13 protein-coding genes are annotated in these 14,258 nt (G+C 74.2%); 7 read left to right on the top strand and 6 right to left on the bottom strand.

What is annotated here, in order from left to right:
• Position 1 precedes the first annotated feature (1 nt).
• Genes ACWHYA_RS16130 through ACWHYA_RS16120 form a run of 3 tightly spaced genes read left to right on the top strand, consistent with a single transcriptional unit; the run spans position 2 to position 1,883 of the window.
• Positions 2-472, top strand: coding sequence for a DUF3040 domain-containing protein (locus tag ACWHYA_RS16130; RefSeq protein ID WP_425940587.1), 471 nt, complete (start codon positions 2-4; stop codon positions 470-472).
• The gene (gene sigK / locus ACWHYA_RS16125) at positions 439-1,041 is read left to right on the top strand and encodes an ECF RNA polymerase sigma factor SigK (RefSeq protein ID WP_425940589.1); all 603 of its coding nucleotides are present in this window, start codon (positions 439-441) and stop codon (positions 1,039-1,041) included. Before ACWHYA_RS16130 ends, sigK begins: the two co-directional genes overlap by 34 nt.
• Positions 1,038-1,883 carry an anti-sigma factor gene (locus tag ACWHYA_RS16120; RefSeq protein WP_425940591.1) on the top strand — a complete coding sequence of 282 codons (846 nt, stop codon included), beginning with the start codon at positions 1,038-1,040 and terminating at the stop codon, positions 1,881-1,883. Before sigK ends, ACWHYA_RS16120 begins: the two co-directional genes overlap by 4 nt.
• Before the next feature lie 129 nt (positions 1,884-2,012).
• Here ACWHYA_RS16120 and ACWHYA_RS16115 read toward each other — a convergent pair whose 3' ends face one another.
• The 6 genes from ACWHYA_RS16115 to ACWHYA_RS16090 form a co-directional block, all read right to left on the bottom strand.
• Positions 2,013-2,822, bottom strand: a complete 810-nt coding sequence (locus tag ACWHYA_RS16115) for a class F sortase (RefSeq protein WP_425940592.1) — start codon at positions 2,820-2,822, stop codon at positions 2,013-2,015.
• Between the two features lie 6 nt (positions 2,823-2,828).
• Positions 2,829-3,581: a CHRD domain-containing protein gene (locus tag ACWHYA_RS16110; protein ID WP_425940594.1), complete on the bottom strand. Its 753-nt coding sequence runs from the start codon at positions 3,579-3,581 to the stop codon at positions 2,829-2,831.
• A 114-nt stretch (positions 3,582-3,695) separates the two neighbouring features.
• Complete coding sequence (locus ACWHYA_RS16105) at positions 3,696-4,178, bottom strand: DUF456 domain-containing protein (RefSeq protein ID WP_425940595.1); 483 nt, start codon at positions 4,176-4,178, stop codon at positions 3,696-3,698.
• A 111-nt stretch (positions 4,179-4,289) separates the two neighbouring features.
• Positions 4,290-4,511 (bottom strand): DUF7455 domain-containing protein, encoded by a 222-nt coding sequence (locus ACWHYA_RS16100; protein ID WP_425940597.1) that lies wholly within the window; start codon positions 4,509-4,511, stop codon positions 4,290-4,292.
• 144 nt (positions 4,512-4,655) lie between these two features.
• The gene (locus tag ACWHYA_RS16095) at positions 4,656-5,540 is read right to left on the bottom strand and encodes an NAD(P)H-hydrate dehydratase (protein WP_425940599.1); all 885 of its coding nucleotides are present in this window, start codon (positions 5,538-5,540) and stop codon (positions 4,656-4,658) included.
• On the bottom strand, positions 5,537-6,316 hold the full coding sequence (locus ACWHYA_RS16090; protein ID WP_425940601.1) for a histidine phosphatase family protein: 780 nt from the start codon (positions 6,314-6,316) through the stop codon (positions 5,537-5,539). Before ACWHYA_RS16090 ends, ACWHYA_RS16095 begins: the two co-directional genes overlap by 4 nt.
• Positions 6,317-6,418: 102 nt before the next feature.
• On the opposite strand from ACWHYA_RS16090, the gene ACWHYA_RS16085 reads away from it, so the two are divergent.
• From ACWHYA_RS16085 to ACWHYA_RS16070, 4 genes are all read left to right on the top strand, one after another.
• Positions 6,419-8,524 (top strand): DNA gyrase/topoisomerase IV subunit B, encoded by a 2,106-nt coding sequence (locus tag ACWHYA_RS16085; RefSeq protein ID WP_425940602.1) that lies wholly within the window; start codon positions 6,419-6,421, stop codon positions 8,522-8,524.
• 243 nt (positions 8,525-8,767) lie between these two features.
• Positions 8,768-11,155: a DEAD/DEAH box helicase gene (locus ACWHYA_RS16080; protein ID WP_425940604.1), complete on the top strand. Its 2,388-nt coding sequence runs from the start codon at positions 8,768-8,770 to the stop codon at positions 11,153-11,155.
• Positions 11,156-11,341: 186 nt separating this feature from the next.
• Positions 11,342-12,691 carry an NADP-specific glutamate dehydrogenase gene (gdhA, locus tag ACWHYA_RS16075; RefSeq protein ID WP_425940606.1) on the top strand — a complete coding sequence of 450 codons (1,350 nt, stop codon included), beginning with the start codon at positions 11,342-11,344 and terminating at the stop codon, positions 12,689-12,691.
• A 7-nt stretch (positions 12,692-12,698) separates the two neighbouring features.
• Positions 12,699-14,240 (top strand): phytoene desaturase family protein, encoded by a 1,542-nt coding sequence (locus ACWHYA_RS16070; protein ID WP_425940608.1) that lies wholly within the window; start codon positions 12,699-12,701, stop codon positions 14,238-14,240.
• Positions 14,241-14,258: the final 18 nt, after the last annotated feature.

Genomic DNA, 14,258 nt, shown 5'->3' with positions numbered 1-14,258 from the left:
CGTGCCCCTCTCCGAACACGAGCAGCGCGTCCTGCAGCAGATGGAGAAGGCCCTCTACGCCGAGGATCCCCGCCTGGCCACCACGCTGAAGAGCACCGCGTCCGGACCCGGCCACGGGCTGGACCGCCGCCGCCTCGCGCTGGGCGTCCTCGTCGCCGTCGGTGGTCTCGCGCTCGTCCTGGTCGGGGTCATGTCGCAGATGATCTGGGTCGGGGCCATCGGCTTCCTGGCCATGGTGCTCGGCGGAGCCTGGGCGGCCACGCCGGGTCACCACGGACCCACCCTCACCTCCGTCGGTCCCGACGGCAGGCCGCGGGGCGGTGGTCCTCGACGCGGCGGACGTGGAGGCGACGGTGGCGGTGGTGGCGGCGGCGGTCGTGGACCCAAGGCACCTCGCGGACCCAAGGGCGGCTCGTTCATGGACCGCATGGAGCAGCAGTGGGACCGCCGCAAGGAGCAGGGCCCCTTCTGAGTCCCTCGACCACCGAGGCGACCGAGCTGGCCGCCCTGCTGCTGCGCGTCGCCGACCAGGACCAGGACGCCTTCGCCGACCTCTACGACGCCGTGGCGCCGCGGATCCACGGACTGGCCCTGCGGGTGCTGCGCAACCCCGCCATGGCCGAGGACGTCACCCAGGAGGTCCTCCTGCAGGTCTGGCGCGAGGCCGCAGCCTTCGATCCCGGTCGCGGTTCGGCGCTCGCCTGGCTGATGACGATCGCCCACCGCCGGGCCGTGGACCGGGTCCGTTCCGAGGAGGCCCAATCCGCACGGCTGCACCGCTACGAATCCCTGCACGAGACCGTGCCCTTCGACTCCACGGCCGAGGCGGGTGAGCTGCGCGTGGAGGCCACGCGCGTGCGCCGTGCCATCGACACGGTGGGGGAGCCGCACCGCACGGCCTTGATGCTCGCCTACTTCGAGGGGCTGACGCACCGCGAGGTGGCCGAGCGCACCCAGGTCCCCCTGGGGACGGCCAAGACGAGGATCCGCGACGGGCTGCGCACGTTGCGCCGGACGATGTCAGGAGGTGAGCAGGGATGAACGAGGACGGGACGGACCAGGTCCACGACCTGGCCGCGGCGTACGCCGTCGACGCCGTCGACGAGACCGAACGCGCTCGCTTCGAGGCGCACCTGGAGGGCTGCTCCGACTGCACCGCCGTGGTGCAGGAGCTGCGCGAGGCGGCCGTCGACCTGTCCGCCGGCCTCGAGGTCGCCCCTCCGGCCGCGCTCCGCCGCCGGGTGCTGGACACGGTCGCTGCCGAGACCGGCGCGAGGAAGACCGGCGCGACCGAGACCGGCCCGACCGAGACCGGCCCGACCGAGACCGGCCCGACCGAGACCGGCGAGGCCGGCGCGACCGTCGCCGAGGTCGTCCCCCTGCGGTCCGCCCGAGGATCGGCCCACCGCGACACCGACGGGTCGGTGCACGACACCACCGGCCGGTCGGCGGGCCCGGTCCGCTGGCTGGTCGCCGCCGCGGCGGCCGCGGTCCTGGTCACCGGGACGTGGGGGGTCACCCGGGTCCTGGGGGCCGACCCCGCCGAGCGGGTCGTCGCCGCCTCGGACGCGCGCGAGTACTCCGCCAGCACCGACGTCGGCCTCGTGGAGGTCGTCAGCTCGGCCGACCGCGACGCCGCCGTCCTGCGGCTGCCCTCGGACGTCGACCCGCCCCCGGAGGGCAGCGTCTACCAGGCGTGGTTCGTGGGGTCCGACGGCTCTGCCCGCTCGGCCGGGGTCCTGACGGCCGAGGTGCTGCAGGACGGGGAGGTCCTCCTGGAGGGGACGCCCCAGGGCGCCGCGGCCGTCGGCCTGTCGGTGGAGCCCACCGGCGGGTCGGACCAGCCGACCACCGAACCGTTCGTCGTCGTCCCCCTCAGCTGAACGTCGTCGTCCTCTCGGCTGAACGGGGAACGAGGAACGAGGTGGCAGGTGCTCCGCGGAGCACCTGCCACCTCGTCGTCGTCGGTCCTTCCTCGTGGGGCCGTCCAGCGGGTGGCGACCACGAGGCGGTCAGCCGCTGATCGAGACCTGGCGTGCGAAGACCACCGTGTTGTCCACGTGATGGCCGCTGGCCTCGTCGAACTCTCCTCCGCAGGTGATGACCCGCAGCTCGGGGCCGGGCGTGGTGCCGTAGACGTCCACCGTCGGGAAGGCGTCCTTGGCGAAGCGGTCGACGCGGTAGACCTCGTAGACCACCGTCCGCCCGTCCTCGCGGTCCAGCTCGACGAGGTCGCCCACGGCGGACGCGCCGAGCTCGAAGAAGACCGACGGCCGGCCATCGGGCCCGGTGACGTGCCCCTCGACGACGGTGGGGCCCACCTCGCCGGGGGTGGGGGAGCCGGAGTACCAGGCCGCCTCGTCCACGCGGTCCCCCGTGGGCACCTCGAGGGTGCCGTCGGCGGCCAGGCCCAGCGGGTGCAGGGGACTGGTGACCCCGAGGGCGGGCAGGCGCACCTCGACCGGGGGCGAGGGGTCCACCGCGGGGTATGCCGTCGCCACCGGGGCGGAGGAGGAGGCCGGGGACGTCTCGGCGGCCGTGCCCGGCGGGGTCGAGGGGTCGGGTGTCGGCGAGGAGGCGGGCGTGGGCGTCGGCGCGGGGCCGGGCGTCGGCGCGGGGCCGGTCTCCGACGAAGGGCCGGCCGCACCGGCCCGGGGTGCCGACGTCTGCGTCACGGCCGACGACGGGGCGGGCGGGTCGGGCACCTGCCCGGAGACCCCGCAGGCCACCAGGCCGAGGCCCAGCGCGGTCACCACCCCGGCCAGCGCGCCCGGGAGCGCGGGGCGACGGTCACCCCTGCGCTCCCGGTGCGGCTGCGGCATACCTCGTCAGTCCTGCGCGCGACGACGGGCCACCAGGGATCCCGCACCCACGGCCGCCAGGAGGGCGCCGGCCGCGAGGAGGCCGCCCTGCTCGGTCCCCTGGGTGCTGCCGCCACCGGTCTGCACACCGCCGGCGGGGGCCTCCATCGGGGCGACGTCCAGGGGGCCGCACAGCGCGGGGTCGGTCGCCTCGGACGGCAGGCTCGGGTCCAGGTCGGACTCCTGGTCCCCGTCGTAGGCGCCGCTTCCGTCGTGGTCGGTCCCGTGCACCACGACGACGCCGTCACCGGCGGCGATCTGGGCGGCGACCTCGTCGCTCACCTCGAACGTCCGCTCGTAGGTGTAGGTCCCCGTGGCCGGGAAGTTGGCGACGTCGAGCCCGTGGTCCGGGCCGGTCATGCCGCCCTCGGTGGTCAACGAGACGGCCACGCCGCCGTAGGAGTCGACCGCGTCCGTGGTGCGGATCGCGCCGCCGGCGCCGGTGCCCTCCATCATCGGGTCGGGGCAGCTGTTGGTGCCGCCGATGTGGATGTGCTGGGCGTGGGGGGCGCCGTCGAGCAGACCGGCGACCTCCATCGAGAGCCACACCTCGTTGCCGGTGACCTTGGCCCAGACGGTGCCGCTGCCGCCGGAGTCGTTGAGCTCGGTGAGGGTGGACATCAGCTCGGTGTGCTCGGCGGCCGCCGAGGACAGGGCCAGCGGGCCGGCGAGGAGGGCGGGCACGGCCAGGGCGGCCAGGGTGGTCGAGAGCTTCTTCATGACGGACTCCTTGGACGAGGGCCGGCGGACGGGGTTGTCCGCCGGGCGTCGCAAGGGGTTCGCCACGAGCGGCACCGCGGATTGCTGGAGGTGACCTACGTCACACCACGGTGCTCAGCGGACGACGAGGACGGTGACCGCCCAGACGGCGATGATGAGGAAGGCCGTGGCCAGCTCGATGAGGATGTTGGTCCCCACCGCCCGCAGCGCGTGCCGGGTCGCCCGCCAGGCCTCGACCCGGTCGCGCGTGCGCACCAGCGAGATGAGGAAGATGCCCACCGGGAACCCCACGAACAGTCCCACGACCGGGATGAGGAACGCGCCGACGATCGCGGCGACCACGCCGGCCACCAGGGTGCTGGTGCCCACGCCGGCACGGCGCATCCGCTGCCCGGGGACGAGCCACTGCAGGGCCGTCCCCAGCAGGAACAGCGTCAGGGTGATGCCCAGGACGACCCAGCCGCTCGTGCTGGGGGACTCCAGCGCCCAGATCAGCACGGCGACGACCACGAGCAGCAGCCCCGGGAGGACCGGCACGACGATGCCCACCACGCCGACGGCCATGAGCAGGGCGAGCACGATCTCCAGGGCGGTCATGGTCGGCCAGTCTGCCAGCCCCGGGAGGCCGTGGACGCGACGCAGAACCGCCCGCGCACGCTCGGGGCGTGCGCGGGCGGTTCCGCTGCGGTCGGTCGACCGCGGCCGTCGTCAGAGGGCCGGGCTCCGGCTCTCCTCGGCGTGGAGACGGTGGGTCTCGTCGAGGATGTCGACGTCCTGCAGGTGGCGCAGCTTGTCGAGGTGCTCCCGGCCGTGGTGGGCGCAGAAGTGCAGCTCGAGGCCGTCTCCCAGCCGGGCGCGGACGTAGGCCTGCGCACCACAACGGTCGCAGCGGTCGTAAGCGGTCAGCTCGGGGGTCAGCGTGGCGTTCACGTCGGTCTCCTCTCCTGGCCCCAGGGTGGTCGGTCCCCTCCTGGTGCCATCCAGTCAAGCACGACAACGTCACGGCACCGGGACTTTGTGCCGCGGGCGGGGGGTGTTTCGCTGAGCGCGTAGCCGGGAATGCCGTGCGGGACCTCAGACCAGGAGCTCGGCCAGCACCCGCGGAACCTGGAGGGACAGCTCGCGGGCCAGGTACCCGGTGGGGCCCAGGGCCGAGGCCAGCCGGTCGCCCGCACTGCCGTGCAGGTGCGAGCCCCACACCGCCGCCTGGCAGGGGTCGGCACCCCGGGCGCACAGCCCGGTCACCACGCCGGCCTTGACGTCGCCGGACCCCGCCGTCCCCAGGCCGGGCCCGCCGACCGACCCGCGCCAGGAACGTCCGTCGGGGTGCGCCGTCCAGGTCACCGCGCCGCCGGAGGAGACGCAGGCACCGGTCCGGGACGCCAGCCGGAGGGCGGCCTCGCGCGGGTCGTCGGCGACCTTGCCCGGGTCCCACCCCAGCGTGGTCGCCAGCTCGCCGACGTTGGGGGTCAGGACCGACCGGCCGGCCAGGTGCTCCAGGCACCGGTGGTCCTCGGTGACCGCCGCCAGCGCCAGGGCGTCCACGAGGCAGACCGTGTCCAGCTCCGGGAGCACGCGGGCGGCGAGGTCGCGGGCTCCGGGGAGCGACCCCATACCCGGACCCAGCAGCACCGCCTGGCACTCCGCCGCGAGCTCCAGGACGACGTCGGCGGCCTGCGGCGTGAGCTCCCCGTCCTCGTCCTCGGGCACGCCGCGCACCCAGGTCTCCGGCAGGGCGACCGCCAGCTGCCTCGACACCGAGGCGACCGTGACCACCTGCACCTTCCCGGCGCCGGCCCGCAGGGCGGCCTCGGCCGCGAGGGCCGCGCCGCCCGGGTTGGCCCGGCTGCCGCCGACGACCAGCACCCGGCCGCGGGACTCCTTGTCGTCCTGCAGGTCCGGCAGCGGCCACTCGCGCAGCAGGTGGGGGGTGACGACCTCCGGCGCCGGCCGGCTCATCCCTCCTCGTCCTCGTCCTCGGTGCCGTGGGAGGGCTCGTGGGTGACGTCGCCGCCGGCCCGGTCGACCGCCGTGGTGTCGCCGTAGAACACCAGCTCCAGGCCCTGGGGACCCGGTCGGTAGGAGGTCAGCGAGCAGTTGGCCAGGGGGCTGCGCTTGGCGGCCGTGAGCACCTCGGCCTCGTCCAGGCCCTCGATCGCCACCCGGAAGGACATGATCGTGGCCTGGTGGGAGAAGAGCCACAGCCGCTCGCCGGCGTAGCGCTCCTGCATCTCCAGAAGCACCTGCCGCACCCGCAGCACGACGTCGCACCAGCTCTCCCCGCCCGGTGGCCGGTAGTAGTACTTGCCCACCCGCTGGCGCCGCCGCGACTCCCGGGGGAACTCCTTCTCGATGCCGATCCAGGTCAGCCCGTCGAAGGCGCCCAGGTCGCGCTCGCGGACCCGTTCGTCGACGACGAGCGGCACGTCCAGCCCCGCCACCGCGATCTCCGCGGTGCCGCGGGCGCGGCGGTAGGGGGAGGTGACCACCGCGGTCGGGCGCTCCTCCGGCGGCAGGGAGCGCAGGTGCTCGTGGACCGCCCGGGCCTGCTCGCGCCCGGTGGCGGACAGCTCCACGTCCGCGTCGCGCACGTCCAGCGACAGCGTCTCGCGGCCGGCCTCCAGCGCCTCGCGGTCGGCGACGTTCCCCTCGGACTCGCCGTGCCGCACCAGGACCAGCTCGGCCACCCCCCGGTCCGGGGAGGCGCTCTCCATGCTCCGTGTCTGCGGGCTCATGGCGCGAGCGTAGACATCCCCGCCCGGTCGCGCCTGCCCAGGCTCGTCGGACCCCGCGGCTAGGCTGCGCACGACCCGTCCGGCGGAAAGGAGACCCCACCCGTGGCGCAGGACTACTCGGCCCGGCACCTGCAGGTCCTCGAGGGGTTGGAGGCCGTCCGCAAGCGGCCGGGCATGTACATCGGCTCCACCGACTCCCGGGGCCTGATGCACTGCCTGTGGGAGATCATCGACAACTCCGTCGACGAGGCGCTCGGCGGCCACGGCGACCGGATCGAGGTCGTCCTGCACGCCGACGGCTCGGTCGAGGTGCGCGACGACGCCCGCGGGATCCCGGTCGACATCGAACCACGGACCGGACTCTCGGGCGTGGAGGTCGTCTTCACCAAGCTGCACGCCGGCGGCAAGTTCGGCGGGGGCTCCTACGCCGCCTCCGGCGGCCTGCACGGCGTGGGCGCCTCGGTCGTCAACGCCCTGTCCTCCCGGCTGGACGTGGAGGTCGACCGCAAGGGCAAGACCTACGTGATGAGCTTCCGGCGCGGGGAGCCGGGGGTCTTCGACGACCACGGCGGGCAGAAGTCCCCGGACGCGCCCTTCACCCCGTTCGAGCGCAGCAGCGAGCTCACGGTCGCCGGCAAGGTCAGGGCCGGTCGCAGCGGCACCAGGGTGCGCTACTGGGCCGACCCGCAGATCTTCGTCAAGGACGCCGCCTTCAGCTACGACGAGCTCGTCTCGCGGGCCCGGCAGACGGCCTTCCTCGTCCCCGGGCTGACCATGGTCGTCCGCGACGAGCGCGGCCTGCCGGGCACGGCGGGGGAGGAGGGCCCCTACGAGGAGGTCTTCGCCTACTCGGGGGGGATCACCGAGTATGCCGAGTACCTCGCCCCCGACTCCGCCGTCACCGACGTGTGGCGGCTGCAGGGCTCGGGCAGCTTCACCGAGACCGTCCCGGTCCTGGACGACCGGGGCCACATGGTCTCCACGGCCGTGGACCGCGAGTGCGAGGTGGACGTGGCGGTGCGCTGGGGGACCGGGTATGAGACCACGACCCGCAGCTTCGTCAACATCATCGCCACGCCCAAGGGCGGGACCCACGTCGCCGGCTTCGACCAGGCCCTGATGAAGGTCTTCCGCAAGCAGCTGGAGGTCAACGCCCGGCGGCTGAAGGTGGGCAACGACAAGGTCGACAAGGACGACATCACCGCCGGGCTCACCGCGGTCGTCACCGTCCGCCTGGCCGAGCCCCAGTTCGAGGGGCAGACCAAGGAGGTCCTGGGCACCAGCGCGGTCCGGGCGATCGTCGCCCGGGTCGTGGAGCAGGGGCTGAGCGAGCGGCTCACCTCCACCCACCGGGGGGACAAGGCCCAGGCCAGCCTCCTGCTGGACAAGGTCGTGGCCGAGATGAAGTCGCGGATCTCGGCGCGGCTGCACAAGGAGACCCAGCGGCGCAAGAACGCGCTGGAGTCCTCCTCGCTGCCGGCCAAGCTGGCCGACTGCCGGACCAACGAGACCGAGCGCAGCGAGCTGTTCATCGTCGAGGGGGACAGCGCGCTGGGAACGGCCAAGCTGGCCCGCTCCAGCGACCACCAGGCGCTGCTGCCGATCCGCGGCAAGATCCTCAACGTCCAGAAGGCCTCGGTCTCGGACATGCTCTCCAACGCCGAGTGCGCCGCGATCATCCAGGTGATCGGGGCCGGCTCGGGCCGGTCGTTCGACCTGGAGATGGCCCGCTACGGCAAGGTCATCATCATGACCGACGCCGACGTCGACGGCGCCCACATCCGCACCCTGCTGCTGACGCTCTTCTTCCGCTACATGCGGCCGCTCGTCGAGGCCGGCCGCGTCTACGCGGCCATGCCGCCGCTGCACCGCATCGAGGTCGCGGGCGGGCGCGGCCGGGCGGGCAAGGAGTACATCTACACCTACACCGAGCCGGAGATGCGCCGCACCGTCGCCGCGCTGCAGAAGAAGGGCCGCACCGTCAAGCAGCCGATGCAGCGCTACAAGGGGCTGGGCGAGATGGACGCCGATCAGCTGGCCGAGACCACGATGGACCCGCGGTACCGGACGCTGCGCCGGATCACCCTGGCCGACGCGGCCCGCGCCGACGGGGTCTTCGACCTGCTCATGGGCAGCAACGTCGCGCCGCGCAAGGACTTCATCATCGGCTCCGCGGACCAGCTCGACCGGGAGCGGATCGACGCCTGAGAGGGAGCGGACGGCCCCCTGGACGGGGTGCTGCGTCACGCCCCGGTCGGGACGGGGGTCGCCGGTCCGCTAGACTGGTGCGTCCGCCGACTCCTGACGAGTGCGGCAGTTCAGACCCTGAGGGCGATCCGACCCCGGGGGACGCAGGGCGCCACGTGGGCGCCTGGAGGTTGGTCCGGTCGCGCCAGAAGGGCGTCGAGGCGAGCACCTTCCTCGACGATCCGACGAAAGCAGTGAGCCCTCATGGCCAAACCCGTCCGTACCGGTGCCTCCGGAGGCAAGAAGCCCCGACACACCGCCGCCCAGAAGCAGGCGGCCCGCGTCGCCCGCGAGAAGCAGGCCCGCGCCCAGCTCAAGGGCCGGCGTGACCGCCCCGCCGGCGACCGCCCCGACCGTGGTGGCGAGGCCGGGCAGCGCTCCGGCGGCTACCCCCGCCGCGACGCGTCCGAGCGCCGCGACGACCGCGGCGGCTACCCCCGCCGCGACGACCACAAGGGCGGCTACCCCCGCCGGGAGGACCGCGAGGGTGGCGGCTACCGGGGGCGTGACGACCGACCGGGTGGTCAGTCCGGCGGCTACCGGGGTCGGGACGACCGCCAGGGTGGTCAGTCCGGCGGCTACCGTGGTCGGGACGACCGACCGGGTGGCTACCAGTCGCGTGAGGGTGGGGCCCGCGAGGGCGGCTACCGGGGCCGGGACGACCGTCAGGGTGGTCAGTCCGGCGGCTACCGTGGTCGGGACGACCGACCGGGTGGCTACCAGTCGCCTGAGGGTGGGGCCCGCGACGGCGGCTACCCCCGCCGGGACGACCGCCAGGGTGGCGGCTACCGCGGTCGGGACGACCGTCAGGGCGGCTCCCCGTCCCGTGGCGCTGCCCCGGACGGCGGCTTCCGGTCCCGGCCCCGCTGGGCCGACGAGGAGCGCACCGACCGCCGGGACGAGCGTCGTGAGCGGGACGCCCGCGAGGAGCGTCGCAGCCCGCGCGAGCACACCTGGCGCGCCCACCGGGAGGAGCGCGAGGGCCGCAGCGCCGAGCGCGGCCGGCACGAGGGTCGCGGCTGGGACGAGAACCGTCGGCGGGACGACCGGGGCTGGCAGGACCGTCGCCGCGACGCCGCCCCCGTCGAGGAGCACCACGGCGAGGACGACCGCGAGGCCGCCGAGGCGGCATACCAGGAGCACCTGGCCGCCAGCGCCGGCAAGCAGGTCGAGGCCGAGGTGACCGAGGACAACGGCTTCGCCGGCCTCGGGCTGGACGAGAAGCTCGTCACCGCGCTGGCGCGCACCGGCATCACCACCCCCTTCCCGATCCAGACCGCGACCATCCCGGACGCGCTGGCCGGCAAGGACCTGCTCGGCCGCGGCCAGACCGGCTCGGGCAAGACGATGGCCTTCGGCCTGCCGATGCTGCACCGCCTGATCGAGCGTCCCCGGGCCGTCCCGCACCGCCCCCGCGCGGTCATCATGACCCCGACCCGCGAGCTGGCGATGCAGATCGTCGACGCGCTCGCCCCGCTCATGCGGGCGGTCGACAAGCGCTTCCTGCTCGTCGCCGGCGGCATGTCCTACACCCCCCAGCTCGCGGCCCTGGACCGTGGGGTCGACGTCCTCGTCGCCACCCCCGGCCGGCTCATCGACCTCATCGAGCGGTCCGCGGCCGACCTGTCGGAGGTCGAGCTGATCGTTCTCGACGAGGCCGACCACATGGCCGAGATGGGCTTCGTCGAGGCCATCCGCCAGATCCTGGACCTCACGCCGTCCGACGGTCAGCGGCTGCTGTTCTCCGCGACCCTGGACCACGGCGTGGACCAGGTGGCCAAGACCTACCTGAAGGACCCGGTGACCCACTCCACCAACGACGTCGCGGCGAGCGTGACGACGATGGAGCACCACCTCTTCCTGGTGCACCCGCACCACAAGCGGCCGATCACCGCGGCCATCGCCAACCGCCCCGGGCGCACGATCGTCTTCTGCCGCACCAAGCTCGGCGCCGACCGGGTCGCGCTGCAGCTGCGCGAGTCGGGCGTCTTCGCCGCGGCGCTGCACGGCGGGCTCAACCAGGCCCAGCGCACCCGGGTGCTCGACGCCTTCAAGGGCGGCACCCTGCCGGTCCTCGTCGCGACCGACGTCGCCGCGCGCGGCATCCACGTCGACGACGTCTCGCTGGTGCTCCAGGTGGACCCGCCGGCCGACCACAAGGACTACCTGCACCGCTCCGGCCGCACCGCCCGCGCCGGTGACGAGGGTGTCGTGGTCACCCTGGCGCTGCCCCACCAGAAGCGCCAGGTCGGCCGGCTGCTGGACGCCGCCGGCGTGCAGACCGACCCGCTGACGGTCGCCCCGGAGGACACCGCGGTCATCGAGACCGCCGGCGGCCGGGTCGCCGAGGGCGAGCCGATCCCCCAGTCGGCCCTCGACGCGGTCCTGCGGCCCCGCCGTCCCGCCGGCCGGGGCGGTCGCCCCGCCGGGCGCGGAGGGTATGGCGCACGCGGCGGCGGCCAGGGCGCTCGCGGCGGCGGCTACAAGAGCGGAGGTCGCGGCCGCGACGGTGGCGACCGCGCCGGAGGCCGTCCCCGTCGGGACCCCGACGCGCCGAAGAGCGACGGGCGTCGGGACTGGTCCCCGCGCTGACCCGCGGGACCTGCCGAGGCACCGCCCGAGGCAACCCCTCGGCCCGGCCGCGCACCCCTGGCGGGGACACGCGCGGCCGGGCCGAGGGCATACCTATGCATTCCCAGGCATAAGATGACGCGCGGTCGCCGCGCACGGGTCCCCTGCCCGGGCGGTGGCCGTCCGACCGACCGAACCGGAGGCTCCATGTCCGACTCCATCGACCCCGCCCTGCAGCACGCCTACCGCGAGGTGCTGCGCCGCAACCCCGGGGAGCACGAGTTCCACCAGGCCGTCGAGGAGGTCCTCGGCTCGCTCGGGCCGGTGGTCAAGCGCCACCCCCACTACCTGGCCGAGCGGGTCATCGAGCGGCTGTGCGAGCCGGAGCGGCAGATCATCTTCCGGGTGCCGTGGACCGACGACGTGGGCCAGGTCCAGATCAACCGCGGCTTCCGCGTGGAGTACTCCTCGGTGCTGGGCCCCTACAAGGGCGGCCTGCGCTTCCACCCCAGCGTGCTGCTGGGCACGGTGAAGTTCCTCGGGTTCGAGCAGATCTTCAAGAACGCGCTCACCGGGCTGCCGATCGGCGGCGGCAAGGGAGGCTCCGACTTCGACCCCAAGGGCAAGTCGGACACCGAGATCATGCGCTTCTGCCAGTCGTTCATGACCGAGCTGTACCGCCACCTGGGGGAGTACACCGACGTCCCCGCCGGCGACATCGGCGTGGGCACCCGTGAGATCGGCTACCTCTTCGGCCAGTACAAGCGGATCACCAACCGCTACGAGGGCGGCGTGCTCACCGGCAAGGGGCTGGCCTGGGGCGGGTCGCAGGCGCGCACCGAGGCCACCGGCTACGGCACGGTCTACTTCGCCCAGGAGATGGCCCGGCACGCGGGGCTGGGCTTCGAGGGCAACGACGTCGTCGTCTCCGGGTCCGGGAACGTGGCGATCTACGCGATCGAGAAGACCCACGAGCTGGGCGGCCGGGTGCTGGCCTGCTCCGACTCCTCCGGCTACGTCGTCGACGAGCAGGGGATCGACCTGGAGCTGCTCAAGGACGTCAAGGAGTCGCGCCGGGACCGGATCTCGGTCTACGCCGACGAGCGCTCCAGCGCCCGCTTCGTCGAGGGCGGGCGGGTCTGGGACGTCCCCTGCCACGTCGCGCTGCCCTGCGCCACCCAGAACGAGCTCGACGAGGACGCCGCCCGGGTGCTCGCGCAGAACGGCACCGAGATCGTCGCCGAGGGCGCCAACATGCCGTGCACCCCCGGTGCCGTCCGGGTGCTCGCCGAGGCCGGTGTCCTCTTCGGGCCGGGCAAGGCCGTCAACGCCGGCGGCGTGGCGACCTCTGCGCTGGAGATGCAGCAGAACGCCTCGCGCGACTCCTGGACCTTCGAGCACACCGAGCAGCGGCTGGCCGAGATCATGCGGCGCATCCACGAGCGGGTCGTCACCACCGCCGAGGACTACGACCGACCGGGCGACTACGTCTTCGGGGCCAACGCCGCCGGGTTCACCCAGGTGGCGAACGCCATGCTCGCCATGGGCGTCATCTGAGGTGACGGTGAGCACCAGCCACGACGTCGTCGTCGTCGGCGGGGGCCACAACGGCCTCACCGCCGCCGCCTACCTGGCCCGGGCGGGCCGGTCCGTGCTGCTCCTGGAACGGCAGGAGGCCCTGGGCGGGGCCACCGTCTCGGCCGAGGCGTTCGAGGGCGTCGGGGCGCGGCTCTCGCGCTACAGCTACCTCGTCAGCCTGATGCCGCGGCAGATCGTCGACGACCTCGGCCTGTCGCTGCGGCTGTCCCGCCGGCGCTACTCCTCCTACACCCCGGTGCCCGGCGGCGACACGGGGCTGCTCGTCGACAACGGTGACCCGGCCGCGACGGCGGCCTCCTTCGCGGCGGTCGGGGCGGCGGAGGACGCCGCCCGCTGGGACGCCTTCTACGAGCGGGTCGGGCGGCTGGCGCGGGCGGTCTGGCCCACGATGACCGGGCCGCTCCCGCGGGCGGCCGAGCTGGCCGGGCTGGTGGGCGACCCCGGCCTGGTCCGCGACTTCCTGCAGCGGCCGCTCGGCGAGGTCGTGGAGTCCAGCTTCACCGACGACCTCGTCCGCGGCGTGGTGCTCACCGACGGGCTCATCTCCACCTACGCCTCGGCCCACGAGACCGACCTGCGGCACAACGTGTGCTTCCTCTACCACGTGGTCGGCGGCGGGACGGGGGACTGGGACGTGCCGGTGGGCGGCATGGGCCAGGTCTCCGGCGAGCTGGAGCGGGCGGCCCGCCGGGCGGGGGCCGAGCTGCGCACGGGCGCCACCGTGACCGGGGTCGACGACGGCGCTGTCAGCTGGGTCGACGCCGAGGGGCACGAGCACCGGGCGACCGCCGGTCGCATCCTGTGGGCCGCGGCCCCGGCCGTCCTGGCGGACCTGCTCGGCACCCCGCACGAGCGGGTCGAGGGGGCGCAGGTCAAGGTCAACCTGCTCCTGTCCCGGCTGCCGCGCCTGCGCGACACCTCGGTGGACCCGGTCGCCGCCTTCGGCGGGACCTTCCACATCAACGAGACCTACCCGCAGCTGGAGGAGGCGTATGCCGCGGCGCTGGCCGGGCGGGTGCCGGACCCGGTGCCCGCGGAGATCTACTGCCACTCCCTGACGGACCCCTCGATCCTCTCCCCGGAGCTGCGGGCCTCCGGGGCGCACACCCTCACGGTGTTCACCCTGCAGACGCCCGACCGGCTGCTGGACGACGGGCAGGTGACCCGCGACCAGCTGGAGCGGGCCACCCTGGAGTCCCTGTCCTCGGTGCTGGCCGAGCCGATCGAGGACGTCGTCCTGCGCGACCGGGACGGGCGGCCCTGCGTGGAGACGAAGACCACCCGCGACCTGCAGGACACCCTGGCCATGCCCGGCGGCAACATCTTCCACGCGCCGCTGACCTGGCCGTGGGTCGAGGACGACGCCCCCCTGGACACGCCCGCGCGCCGGTGGGGCGTGGAAACGCCATACCCCGGGGTGCTGCTCGCCGGGGCCGGCTCGCGCCGCGGCGGCGGTGTGAGCGGGCTCGGCGGCTATCACGCGGCCCGGGCCGTCCTGGAGGACTGACCGTCCTGGAGGACCGAC

Source organism: Ornithinimicrobium carbonis, assembly GCF_977012275.1.
This window is presented reverse-complemented; position numbering and strand designations above follow the sequence as displayed.

Coding starts and splice junctions, on each gene's coding strand:
- ACWHYA_RS16120 (WP_425940591.1), top strand. CDS start 1,038: ATGAACGAGGACGGGACGGACCAGGTCCACGACCTGGCCGCGGCGTAC.
- ACWHYA_RS16115 (WP_425940592.1), bottom strand. CDS start 2,822: ATGCCGCAGCCGCACCGGGAGCGCAGGGGTGACCGTCGCCCCGCGCTC.
- ACWHYA_RS16110 (WP_425940594.1), bottom strand. CDS start 3,581: ATGAAGAAGCTCTCGACCACCCTGGCCGCCCTGGCCGTGCCCGCCCTC.
- ACWHYA_RS16105 (WP_425940595.1), bottom strand. CDS start 4,178: ATGACCGCCCTGGAGATCGTGCTCGCCCTGCTCATGGCCGTCGGCGTG.
- ACWHYA_RS16095 (WP_425940599.1), bottom strand. CDS start 5,540: ATGAGCCGGCCGGCGCCGGAGGTCGTCACCCCCCACCTGCTGCGCGAG.
- ACWHYA_RS16090 (WP_425940601.1), bottom strand. CDS start 6,316: ATGAGCCCGCAGACACGGAGCATGGAGAGCGCCTCCCCGGACCGGGGG.
- ACWHYA_RS16080 (WP_425940604.1), top strand. CDS start 8,768: ATGGCCAAACCCGTCCGTACCGGTGCCTCCGGAGGCAAGAAGCCCCGA.
- gdhA (WP_425940606.1), top strand. CDS start 11,342: ATGTCCGACTCCATCGACCCCGCCCTGCAGCACGCCTACCGCGAGGTG.